At 71.2% G+C, this 11,606-nt stretch carries 9 protein-coding genes; 6 read left to right on the top strand and 3 right to left on the bottom strand.

The features are described 5' to 3' along the window. Nucleotides 1-86: 86 nt before the first annotated feature. Genes CP983_RS00720 through CP983_RS00735 form a run of 4 tightly spaced genes read left to right on the top strand, consistent with a single transcriptional unit; the run spans nucleotide 87 to nucleotide 4,976 of the window. A complete protein-coding gene (locus CP983_RS00720; protein ID WP_229914593.1) occupies nucleotides 87-890 on the top strand; it encodes a hypothetical protein in 804 nt (267 codons plus the stop codon). Further along, the gene (locus CP983_RS00725; protein WP_150498092.1) at nucleotides 890-3,193 is read left to right on the top strand and encodes a bifunctional serine/threonine-protein kinase/ABC transporter substrate-binding protein; all 2,304 of its coding nucleotides are present in this window, start codon (nucleotides 890-892) and stop codon (nucleotides 3,191-3,193) included. The genes CP983_RS00720 and CP983_RS00725 overlap by 1 nt, the downstream gene beginning before the upstream one ends. Continuing rightward, entirely contained in the window at nucleotides 3,193-3,420 is a 228-nt protein-coding gene (locus CP983_RS45305) for a hypothetical protein (RefSeq protein WP_150498093.1), read from the top strand. The genes CP983_RS00725 and CP983_RS45305 overlap by 1 nt, the downstream gene beginning before the upstream one ends. Further along, on the top strand, nucleotides 3,417-4,976 hold the full coding sequence (locus CP983_RS00735; RefSeq protein WP_150498094.1) for an ABC transporter substrate-binding protein: 1,560 nt from the start codon (nucleotides 3,417-3,419) through the stop codon (nucleotides 4,974-4,976). Before CP983_RS45305 ends, CP983_RS00735 begins: the two co-directional genes overlap by 4 nt. A gap of 22 nt (nucleotides 4,977-4,998) precedes the next feature. Here CP983_RS00735 and CP983_RS00740 read toward each other — a convergent pair whose 3' ends face one another. After that, nucleotides 4,999-5,445, bottom strand: a complete 447-nt coding sequence (locus CP983_RS00740; protein WP_208852823.1) for a hypothetical protein — start codon at nucleotides 5,443-5,445, stop codon at nucleotides 4,999-5,001. 41 nt (nucleotides 5,446-5,486) lie between these two features. On the opposite strand from CP983_RS00740, the gene CP983_RS00745 reads away from it, so the two are divergent. Together CP983_RS00745 and CP983_RS00750 are read left to right on the top strand one after the other, a co-directional pair. After that, the gene (locus CP983_RS00745) at nucleotides 5,487-6,590 is read left to right on the top strand and encodes a saccharopine dehydrogenase family protein (protein WP_150498095.1); all 1,104 of its coding nucleotides are present in this window, start codon (nucleotides 5,487-5,489) and stop codon (nucleotides 6,588-6,590) included. Between the two features lie 301 nt (nucleotides 6,591-6,891). After that, complete coding sequence (locus CP983_RS00750; protein ID WP_229914594.1) at nucleotides 6,892-7,305, top strand: hypothetical protein; 414 nt, start codon at nucleotides 6,892-6,894, stop codon at nucleotides 7,303-7,305. Between the two features lie 181 nt (nucleotides 7,306-7,486). On the opposite strand, the gene CP983_RS43720 is transcribed toward CP983_RS00750, so the two are convergent. Further along, the gene (locus tag CP983_RS43720) at nucleotides 7,487-8,083 is read right to left on the bottom strand and encodes a hypothetical protein (protein WP_167537626.1); all 597 of its coding nucleotides are present in this window, start codon (nucleotides 8,081-8,083) and stop codon (nucleotides 7,487-7,489) included. A 255-nt stretch (nucleotides 8,084-8,338) separates the two neighbouring features. Next, complete coding sequence (locus tag CP983_RS00760; protein WP_150498097.1) at nucleotides 8,339-11,602, bottom strand: family 78 glycoside hydrolase catalytic domain; 3,264 nt, start codon at nucleotides 11,600-11,602, stop codon at nucleotides 8,339-8,341. Nucleotides 11,603-11,606: the final 4 nt, after the last annotated feature.

Genomic DNA, 11,606 nt, shown 5'->3' on the forward strand with positions numbered 1-11,606 from the left:
CATTACGTGTTTCCACTGAGGCCGCCGTCCCCGCCGCCGTCTACGTTCGACCAGTCGGACAACGCTAGCGGTGCAGAGGGGAATGCGTGAGAGGCAACGCCCATGGCGTACGGGGTGGTTGGGTGACGCTCCTGGTGACGGGGAGTCTGCTGGCCGGGTGTTCGGCCCAGGGGGCGGCGGACAGCGGGTCCACGCGGCGGACCGCCTCGCCGCAAGCCACGGCGCCTCCGTCGGGCGGGGCGACCGCCACCCCCGTCTTCACACCCGACGCGTCCCTCGTCCCCAGAACCTCGAAGGACGGACAGAGGCTGGTGGAGTCGGTGGTGTTCGCTCCGGGTGACTGGGGGCGGGACTTTGTCGCCCAGGATCTCGCCGTGAGCCGGCCGGGCACCTGGGCCGTGCTGGACAACGGCTGCCGCTGGGAGCGGGAGAAGGCCCCTCGGGGAGTGCTGGCCAGCCTGTCCCGCTACAGTCTGCTGCCCGCCGCCGGCTCCAAGGGTGCCGTCAAAGTGACCGCCGTGGCCACCGCACACTCCTCCGCCCTCGGCGCCGACGAACAACTGAGCACCACCCTGGAGGAAGTCCTGCGCTGCCCGGAGCAGCACCCCCGGGCCGACTCGCGCATCACGGGCCTGAACTCGCTCGGCACCCCCTTCGGCGCCCGCGAGCAGGAGTACGCCGATGACTCCGTGCTGGAGGCCGGACAGTACGTCGACAAGGACGGTGCCGCACAGCCGTACCGGTGGATGGTCGCCCGGCTGGGCACCGTCGTCGTGGCCGTCTCCGTGACGGGCGCGAAGGGGCACACCGAGCAGGAACTCCAACAACTGGGCGCCGACGCCCTGGGGCAGATGCTGGTGCGCGTCCAGCAGCGGTTGAAGGGGAAGTGATGGAGCCGTTGCGTACTTCCGATCCGTCCAGGCTGGCGGGTCATCGGCTGCTCGGGCGGCTCGGCGCGGGCGGGATGGGTGTGGTCTACCTGGCCCGCTCGGCGGGTGGTTCGCTGGTCGCGCTGAAGGTGATCCAGGCCGAGTACGCCGAGGACGCCGGCTTCCGGGAACGGTTCCGCAGGGAGGCGGAGACCGCCCGCCGGATGACCAGTCCTTGGGTGGCGCCCCTTATCGACGCGGACCCGGATGCGGCGCAGCCCTGGCTGTCCACCGTATTCGTGCCGGGACCTTCGCTCGGTGAGGCCGTCGCGGCCCATGGGCCGTTGCCCGTACGGGGCCTGCGCGTATTGGGGACGCGGCTCGCCCAGGCGTTGGGGGATCTGCACGGCGTCGGCCTCGTGCACCGGGACGTCAAGCCGGGCAATGTGCTGCTGGCGCTCGACGGGCCCCGGCTGATCGATTTCGGTGTGGCCCGCGATCCGCAGGACACCTCGCTCACCTCGACCGGTGTGGTGGTCGGCACCCCCGGCTTCCTGCCACCCGAACAGGCCCAGGGCACTGGGGAGTTGGGTACGCCCGGCGACATCTTCTCGCTCGGTTGTGTGCTGGCCTTCGCGGCCACCGGCCGTCCTCCGTTCGGCACCGGTTCGCTGGACGCGCTGCTGTACCGCACGGTGCACGACGCCCCGGACCTGGAGGGCGTACCTGGGCCGCTCGCCGAGGTGGTGCGCGGCTGCCTGGAGAAGGACCCGCAGCTGCGGCCTACAGCGGAGGCTCTGGCGGAGACGCTCACGGTCACCGCGTCCGAAACGCCACCCGACCCACGGGAGGCACTGCGGGCGGCCCGTCTCACGACCCCGCAGGACACCGACACGCCGGATGCGGTCGCCGACGGCGAGACCGAGCAGGCGGCCGACGGCCAGTTCCCCGCGGACGAAGCCTGGTTGCCCGAGCCGTTGGTCCGGCTGATCGCGGAACGCTCGGCGGCCGGGCTCGCCCTGCCCGCCATCGACGAGACCGAGGTCGACCCCGCGTCCGCCGGCACCGCCCCGCCGGACACCGCGGCCTCGCAGCCGCCGGCCCGTGCCGTCGGCAGACGCCGGTTCCTGCTCCTGACGGCAGGTGCGGCGGTCGTCGCGGCCGGGGGCGGACTGGCGGCGTGGGCGGGGCTCGACCGTGACGGCGGCGGCGAGGACGACGCCACGCCGACGGCCACCGGTCCGGTGTACACCCTCGGCCTGCACGCCGACCTGACAGGTGACCAGAAAGCGGCCGGCAGGGCTCAGGAACGAGGCCTGCGGCTCGCGGTCCACGAGTTCAACTCCCGTGCGGACAAGCCCTTCACGCTCGCCGTGAAAACGGTGGACGACGGTGGCGATCCGGCCCGGGCACCCAAGGCGGCCGAGGAACTCGTCACCGACCGTTCCGTGCTGGCGGTGATCGGTCCCACCACGGACGACACCGCGCTGGCCTCGCTGGCGACGTACGACGCCGCGTCGCTGCCGCTCATCGCGGTGACGCCCGGCGCCACCGTGCTGCAGGTGATGGGCAGCCGGTCCTTCCTCCACGCCCGGGTGACGGACACGCTCCTGCCCCTCTATCTCGACGCGTACCTGCGCGGTACGGCGAAGTCACGCACGGTCGGGATAGTCGACGACCGGGCGGCGGACGCCTACGCCTGGGAGATCAGCAGCACCCTCGCCGATGTCCTGCGCAAGGTCCCGCTGCCGGCCGTGCCCAAGGTGGTCAGCGCGCTGCGCACCGACCTCGGGCCGACCCTGGACGCCCTGCTGGACGGGGGCGCCGACTCGGTGGTCTTCGCCGGTTACCACGACCGGGCCGCGCTGCTGGCCCAGGAACTGCGCCGCCGGGACTTCCCGGGAGCCAAGGCCGCCGCCCAAGGGGTGCTCGACGCCCGGTTCCTGTCCGCCGCGGGGGACGCGGCCGACGGCTGGGTGATCGTGGCCCCGGCCATGGACGCGACCGTGGCGCCTGAGGCGAAGGCGTTCAGGGCCGCCCACCGGGCGCTCTTCGGAGCGGAGCCGGAGCGGTACGCCGTGGAGACGTACGACGTGGCGCAGTTCGCTGTGAAGACGCTCCGGTCGCTGAGCGTGGTGCGCCGCACCCGGCAGACTCTGGCGACGGCACTGCGATCGGGATCGCACAAGGGCATCGCCCGGAACCTCGCATTCTCCAAGGAGACCGGGGCGCTGGTGGCCGACGGCAGCGGGGTCTACTTGTGGAAGGTCGAGGGCGGCAGATTCGCGTACCAGGGCCCGGCGCCGTTCCAGGTGGCCGGCTGATGAGGCCAGGTGCTCGGCTGATGGAGCCGTTGCGCGAAGCCGACCCGGCCAGGATCGCGGGTTACCGGCTGTTCCGACGCCTCGGCGCGGGCGGCATGGGCGTGGTCTACCTGGCCCGCTCCGGTGGGGGTTCGCTCGCCGCGGTGAAGGTCATCCGCGCCGCGTCCGGGAGATCGGGCCGGGCAGCGACGTCTTCTCGCTCGGCTGTCTGCTGGCGTACGCGGTGACGGGCGAGCGCCCGTTCGGGTGGGGCTCGGCGGCCGAGGCGCTGGTGCGTACGGTCCACGACGAGCCCGACCTGGACGCCGTACCGGCGCCGTTGCTGCCGCTGCTGCGGACCTGCCTGGCGAAGGAGCCCGGCGCCCGCCCCACCGTGCCCGAGGTCCGGGCGGCTCTGGACCTCGGGCACGGTGGAGAGGGCGAGGCCGGGGGCTGGTTGCCGGAGTCGCTCACCCGGCTGATCGCACGCCGTTCGGCCGCCGTCCTCGCTCTGCCCGCGGTCGAGGCGACCGAGGTGTCCGGCGCCCCGGCAGGCGCCGACACGATGCCGGGCGGGCAGGAATGGTCGAAGGGCACCACGCGGCGCCGCCTGCTGATGCTGGGCTCGTCCGCCGGGGTCGTGGCGGCGGGCGCCACTGCCACCTGGTGGACCGCGGGTCGCCCCCGCCGCGCGCCGGCACAAGGGGGCGGCACACGGCTTCCGGAGCAGGTGGTCGCCCTGCACGCCGATCTGACGGGAGACCAGAAGACGGCCGGCCTGGCGCAGCAGAACGGTGTCCGGCTCGCCGTCGACCGCTTCAACTCCCGTGCCGACCGCGCCTTCGACCTCGCCCTCCAGGCGCACGACGACGCGGGCAGCATCACCCGGGCACAGCAGATCGCGCTGCAACTGTCGGCCGACGACCGGGTCCGCGCGGTGATCGGGCCGACCACCGACGCCTGCGCCAAGGCCGTCCTTGAGCAGTACCGGAAGGCGCTGCTGCCCATGGTCTGCGTGTCGGTCGGGCTCGACGGAGTGTCCGCCGCGAGGTACCGGACGTACGCGGCCACTCGGCCCCCCGACCGCAACTTGGCGGCACCTCTGGTCGCCCACCTCGTCCGCACCGTCCGAACGCGCAGAACGGTGCTGATCGACGACGCGGCCCAGGGCGACTTCAGCTGGCAGCTCTGCGCGGACGTCGAACAGGCGCTGCGATCCGGACAGCGCACCACGACCCGGCACACTCTCGCTGCCGAGGACGACACGGCCGACGACTTCCGTGCCCTCGCCGAGACGGTGACCGACTGGAAGGCGGACGCAGTGCTGTTCGCCGGAGGATTCGAACGCGCGGCGAAACTGGCGCGAGCGCTGCGCGCCGCCGGCTACTCCGGCGCCCGGTTGGCCACCCAACGCGCCCTCGACACCCGCTTCTTCACCGTGGCCGCGGACGCCGCCGAGGGCTGGGTCTTCGCCACCGCCTTCCTCGATCCGACCCGTGTGACGGCAGCGAAGTCCTTCGTCGCCGACTACCGCCACCGCTTCGGCACCGCCCCGCCCTGGTACTCCGCGGAGGCCTACGACGCGACACTCTTCGTGGCCCGCGCGCTGACGACGCTGCGCGCGTCCCTCACTGAACGGGGACCGCTCGTGGCGCGGCTGCGGGAGACCGACTACCAAGGAATCACCAAGCGGCTGCGCTACACAAGCTCAAGCACCGGCTACACCACGAAGGCGCTGTACCTCTTCCAGGCGTCCGGTGGCCACTTCCGCTTTCTGGGCCAGTTCGAGGACGCCACGACCTGAGCCGCGTCGGATGCCAATCGTGTCACTGCCCCCGCCGTTCTCCCAGGTACCGGGCGCGCCACTGCGGCAGGCAGTCGTGCAGGTACAACGCGAAAGGGACCCACCAGATCAGATCGTTGGTCAGGAGGATGACACCGGAGGCCAAAGGCCACTCGCCGGTGACCGCCAGCCACAGCCACCCGAGCGGTCCGAGGATCTTGCCGGCCAGGCCGACCGCCGCGATGGGGACGCCTTCGGCTGGGCGCAGGGCCACGTCCAGGTAGAGCAGCCCGTACAGGCCGAGCACCATGCCCAGTGTCATGAAGATCTGCGGGTGGTTCTGCGGGGGCATGTCGGCGACCCGGAACAGCCATTGCGGGTCGACGGCCGCGTAGCAGCCCCAGACGACGTTGTAGACGCCGGCCGCGACGAAGACCCGTCGGTGCAGCCGCTCACGGGGAATGGGAGAAGCCTCACGTGATGTGAACACGACCGTATTGTCGGGTGCGGCGGCCAGTAGCATGCCACCGCATGGGGGAATCGAACATCGTTGTGGTCGGGGGCAGCGGCTTCTACGGCCGCTACGTCGTGGCCGATCTGCTGCGCCGACCCGACGTCCGCGTCACCGTCGTCTCCCGCAGCGCGCCTCGTCCCGCTTTCGCGTCCGACCGGGTCCGCTGGGCCGCCGGCGACCGTGACGCCTCCGAGCGACTGGCCGAACTCCTGGGTGACGCGGCCGCCGTCGTGCACTGCGCAGGCCCCTTCCAGGCCCTCGACGGCCCCGGCAGCCACCCGCTCGGGCCGCTGCGGGCGGCGGTATCCGCGGGAGTGCCGTACGTCGACATCGGCGAGGACCGGGCCTTTGTGCGCGCGGCGAGCACGCTGGCCCGCTCGGCGACGGCTCCCGTGCTCACGGGGGCGTCCGTCGTGCCGGGCCTGCAGGCACTGATCGTCCACGACCTCGCACATGGCATGGACCGAGTCGACACGGTGCTGTGCTGCGCCGCCCCCGACACCCGGCGGCACCGCGGCCCGGCGATGTTCGAGGCGATGATGCACGGCGCCGGACTGCCCTTCACCGCTCCTCGCGGGGGCGTGCCCACCATGGTGCACGGCTGGTCCGAACCCGAGTGGACACTGTTCGCCCCACCGGTCGGCAGGCGCCTGGTGCACCAGGTGTACGAGATGGCCGACCTCGACGTCCTGGCCGAACTGTGCGGTGCCGGAACCATCACCTTCAAGGCGGGGACCGAATTCCCCTCCGTCAACCGTGCGTTGGGGCTCTTCGCCGCCCTGCGGGCCCGCACCGGCCGCCCCCGGGCCACCCGGCACTGGACCCCCCTGGTGCGCGCGGTGTCGTGGCTCGTCGGCCGGGTCGGCGACGAGGCAGGCGGCTTCACCGTCACCGTGAGCGGTGAGCGCGGCGGGCGGCCCATCACGCGGCGGCTGGGGATGACGGCCCGGCAGGAGGGCGGGCGCATTCCCTCCCTGCTGGCCGGTATCGCCGTGGACCACCTGCTGTCGGGCCGGCTCCACACCGCAGGCCTCGTCCCGCTCCACTCCTGGCTGGCGCCGCACGAACTGCGTACGGCGCTGCGCGAGCGCGGAATCAGCCTGTGGCGCAGGGACGACTAGGACGAGTGGCGGCCCTGGCAGGAGTGACGAGCCGTCACCGTCCACGCCCACGTGGGTCCACACGACTACGTGTTCCACTACGTGGTTCCCCGGATGCCGGAGCCATGTCGCCGCTGCGATGATCGCTCCTCCAGCGGTACAGGAAAGGCAACGCATGAACCCGGGTCAGCAGATGGAATTCCATGCCTCCTGCGGGCATTTGATCTCGGCTCCGGCCGACCGGGCGGGGCAGGACGCCCGTTGCCCCCACTGTCACCAAGTGGTCCGGGTCCCGCAGAGCGATGTTCCCTATGCCTCGCCCGTGCCCGTGCCCGTGCCGGCCGGTGCCACCGAGCCGATCGGGCTGACCGCCCTCTACGTGACCGCGCTGATCGGCGGCCTCATGGGGGCCGGACTCATCTACATGGTCATGTTCAACGAGTTCTCGGAGTCCGAGCTGGTCACGATCACACCACTGTGGTTCTTCCCGATCGTCTTCGGACTGTACGGCTTCGTCTCGCAGCGGCTCCTGCGCCGTATCGCCTCCGGGCGCGCAGGAACCCTGGGCGAGGCCGCCCGCATCACCATCGACGTGGCAGGACATTGGGCGGCCCTCGTGCTGTTCCCGTTCCTGGTACTGAAGTGGCGCAGCTCCCTGCTCGTATCACTGGCAGCGGCGCTCTTCTGGGCCGTCCTGCTGTGGCTGTTCTTCACGGCCGTCTTCCCCAGCCTCTGAGCCCGGTCACCCGGGACCTCCTCTTCTTCGATCAGCCCGACGGTCCGCTCCTGCCCGAAGGACACCGCCGACGGGATATGTCCACCGTCGCCACACTCAGCAAACGACACGTCCGGGACAACCGGCCCCTTCCTCCGAGATCCGCCGGTGATTGGACAGTCGCCAGGCCCCGTGAGGATGTTCAGCGCTCCGGGGCGCTGTCCCCGGCGAGCGCGAGGAGGTGCGGAAGCATCCCGGCCAGTTCCTCCAGCAGCCTGTCCATGTCCACCACGTCCGGCAGCGGGTGGTGGACGAAGCAGACCCCGTCCTTCGTCACCGAGACCGCCGGTCCGGCAAGCTCGACCAGGCGCTCGGGCAACTCCGAGGCATGGAACCTCTCGGTCGTCCCCGCGTGGTCGTCGCTCATCGGCAGGTACGGCGCATCCTTGTGGAAGCTGAGTCCGAGCTCCGCCGCACTCCAATGCCGCTCCAGACGCATGTTCGGTCCGCTGCCCTGCACGTCGAACACGACGACCAGCCAGTGGGCGTCGACCCTGCTCGTCAGGTTCTCAACGAGCCTGGCGACGGTGACCCGGTGCTCACCGAGCGGGCCGGTCACGGTGGTCCCGTGCTGCGCGCGCAGCAGCCAGGGAAAGTGGATCGCATAACCGGACCACTGCGCCCCGTCCTTGTCGCGCTTGAGCTGCTCCCAGTCAGGACGAGCAGCAAGCGCACGCATCGCCCGGTCCGCCTTGCCGACCCGGCGGGCGGTACGGACCGCGAAGGTCAAGCCGATCAAGGACGGGGCCAAAATGACGGCGAGAAAGATGATCCAGCCCAACACGTGGTCCTTTCGCTCCGGCCAGGGAAACCCGGGGGCCCGTATCTTCGCGTCCCGGGTCACTGCGGGGCATCCAGGAAACTACGTAGAGAACTACCGAATCCGGCGCCATCGTGCCGCGAAGCCTCAGGCCGAGCGCACTCAGCAGCGCCATCAAGGGCTGACCTGTGTTCCCCGCCGACTCGCGCTGAGGGCCCTGCTGCCCGCCCCCCGTCAGCTCGTGAATCGCCACGTCCCGTGCGGCACCCGGTAGATGGCGAACCCGCCGTCCGTACGCAGATGCCGGGCACCGTCAGGTGCCGTCACCTCCTCGCGGCTCGCCGCGGGAACGTGGACCTCCGCGATCGCGCCCACCGGCACCCGCACCTCCATCGAGAAGCCGCTCGCCGTCTGTGACCAGGCGACGCCCGCGGTTCCCCGGACGGTGCGCATGGACGTACGGGCCCAGTCCACGCCGGTCCGGGCGTCGGGTCGTACGGTGAACGTCGCGTAGCCGGCGTCACCGGGCCGCAGGCCTGCCACGTTCTCGTAGAGCCACTGGGCCGCGGTGCCCTGGAAGTAGTGGTCGCGGGAGCGGGAGTCGAGCGGCCACATCTCCCACATGGTGTCCGCCCCGTTGTCGTGCCAGTAGCCCCAACCGGGGTAGGTGCGCTGCGTCGCCACGGCGTGGGCCAGGTCCGGCCTTCCGTGCGCGCACAGCACCCGCAGCAGCACGCTCGTGCCCAGCGCGCCGGTGTTGAGGTGGTTGCCGCGGCGTTCGACGTCCCGCACCAGGCTGGCGAAGACGGAGTCGCGGGCGTTGTCCGGTACGAGGCCGAAGGCGAGCGGAATCGCGTTGGAGGTCTGGCGGTAGTCGGGGTCCTTGGCGGTCCGGTAGTGGCCGTCCGCGCCCAGGAACGCCGCGTTGAGGGCTGTCTTCAGTTGCTCGGCGGCCTTCCGGTAGCGCGTCACCACGTCGTCGGCGCCGAGCACCTCCCCCATCTCGGCGGTGTCCAGCAGCGCCCGGTAGAGGTAGGCGGTAGCGGTCAGCCGGGTGTCCTCCGGGGGATTGCCGCCGTAGCCGGGGGCGAGGTAGTCGCCCAGTGCCGTGACGGCGAGGCCGTCGCGCAACCGGGACAGCTCCCAGTCCAGGTACCGGGTGAGTGTCGTCCAGTGCTCGCGCGCCGCATGCTCGTCGCCGTACACCCGGTAGAACTCCCGGATGAGGAACGGGTACACGGTCGTCCACTCGGGCGAGGGCCCGAGGTCGCCGTAGCCCCAGCCGCCGCTCGGCACGATGACCGGTAGTTGGCCGTCGTCCGTCTGGCTGTCGGCGAGGTCGCCCAGCCATTTGGAGAGCATGCGGTGCATGGCGAACGCGTAGGTCATCACCGGTGTGCCGAGTTGGGCGTCGCCGGTCCAGCCGTTCTTCTCGTACATCGGGGTGTCGGTCGGAATGCCGTGCATGTTGTTCAGCACGGTCCGCCGCATGGCCCGGTCGAGCCATTCGTAGAAGGGCTCCGAGCAGGCGAAGGAGCTGACCTCTTCCAGTGGGGTGTGCACCTGGCGGCCGAGGATCCGCCACGCGTCGTCGGACGTCTCGGGCAGGCCGCTGACCTGGACGTACCGGAAGCCCTTGTAGGAGAAGGCGGGCTCCCAGGTCTCCTCCTCTCGGCCGGCGCAGATGTACTCGTCGCGCTGGAAACGGCCCGGGACGTGTGACGTCTCGGCCGACACGCTTCCGTCGGGCTTCAGCTTCTCCCCGTAGGTGAGTTGGAGGCTGGTGCCCTCGGGGAGGTTGCGCACCGTGATCCGGGCCCAGCCGGCCATCGTGCGGCCCATGTCCACCAGGTGCACCCCGGGAGCGAGCCGGGTGGTCCTCTCGGGGTTGAAGGAGTCGATGACCTCGATTCCGTCGTGAGGTTGCGCGCGCAGGCTTCCCTTCGGAGCGCTCTGTACCGTGGCCGTGCGCCAGGTGGAGTCGTCGAAGCCGGGGCTGGTCCACGGTCCCGGTTCGCGGCGGGCGTCGTATGTCTCGCCTGCGTAGAGGGAGTTGGAGAGTGTGGGCCCCTCGGTGATCCGCCACTCGTCATCGGTGACGAGTGCCGTGCGGGAGCCGTCTGGGTGCTCGATCTCCAGGCGGGCGATGAGGCGCGGTTCGGAGTGCCACGGCGGCCGGTGCCAGTTCCAGACGTTCGGGGTCGTCATGCCGAAGAACCCGCGGCCCAGGCTCACCCCGATGGCGTTGGCGCCGCGGCGCAGGAGTTCCGTGACGTCGTGCACGGTGTACAGCACGGTCTCGTCGTAGTCGGTGAAGCCGGGGTCGAGCACCTGTCGTCCCACGCGTCGGCCGTTGATCCGCGCCTCGTAGTAGGCCAGGCCGCTGATGTAGAGCCTGGCTCGGCTCACCCGGCCCGGTACCTCGAACTCCCTGCGCAGGAGCGGGGACGGCTGCTCCGGCACGGCGACACTCACGCCCGTACCCCAGGGGCCTTGGCCGTACGGGGCGAGCACGACCGCCGGATGCCACGCGGAGTCGTCGAACTCCGGCTCTTGCCAGCCCTGTTGCTCCGTGTCCGTCACTCGCCATCCGGCGTCGCTGAGGAGTTCGTACGTCCGTCCCGTCGACGTCTCCACCCGCAGTCGGACCAGCAGCCCCGCGGGGTTGACCGAGGCGCCGGCACGGTTGGTGGCGCTGACGGCGAGGACGACACCCGCGGCCTCCTTCACCTCACCTGTCACGTCGGCGGTCCGGCCGCTCCTCCAACCGTCCTGCTGTTGCGGAGCCCGCACCGCCTCCCGGCCGTTGAGGTACAGGGTGAAGTCGTCGTCCGCGGTGGCCACCACGGTGGCCTTGAGCACCTCGCCGTCCCCTGGCAGGTCCAGGTGGGACCGGAACCATCTGGTGCCCACAGGGGCGTTCTCCACGCTCGCCCCGGTCGCCCAGATCCACGACGCGCCCGTGAAGTCGAGGGGCTCGGGGTTGTCCACGCCGATCCAACTGGCGCCCCACTCCTCGGGGGACAACGTTGTCTCCCACCAACGGGGCGCACTCCAGGCCGACGCCTTCCCCTGCCCGTCCCACACCTTGACCCGCCAGGTGTACCGAGTGCGGGGCTTCAGCGCCGGGCCGCCGTAGGCCACGCCGACGCTGTTCGCGGACGTCACGTTGCCCGAGTCCCACACCAGCGATCCGGCCCACCCCGCCCCGCCGGCCCTGACCTGTATGCGATAGGCGGTCTGCCGCGCACCATGTCCCGAGGACGCCAACTCCCAGGCGAGTCGGGGGTGAGCCACGTCGGTTCCTAGGACGTTCTCCGCGTGCTCCACGGTCGTGCGCGTGATGCGAAGCCCGCGGGTCCCGTCCGCCTTCGAGGCTTGGGGCCCGAGAGCCGGCACCGCCGATGCGGGCGTCGCGGCCGAGAGGGCGGGAATTCCGGTGCCAACCGTTCCCGCGGTGGCGCGTAGAAAGGTCCTGCGGTCCCATTTTCCGGGCATGTCC

Origin of the sequence: Streptomyces chartreusis (assembly GCF_008704715.1) — a bacterium.
Lineage (GTDB): Bacteria > Actinomycetota > Actinomycetes > Streptomycetales > Streptomycetaceae > Streptomyces > Streptomyces chartreusis.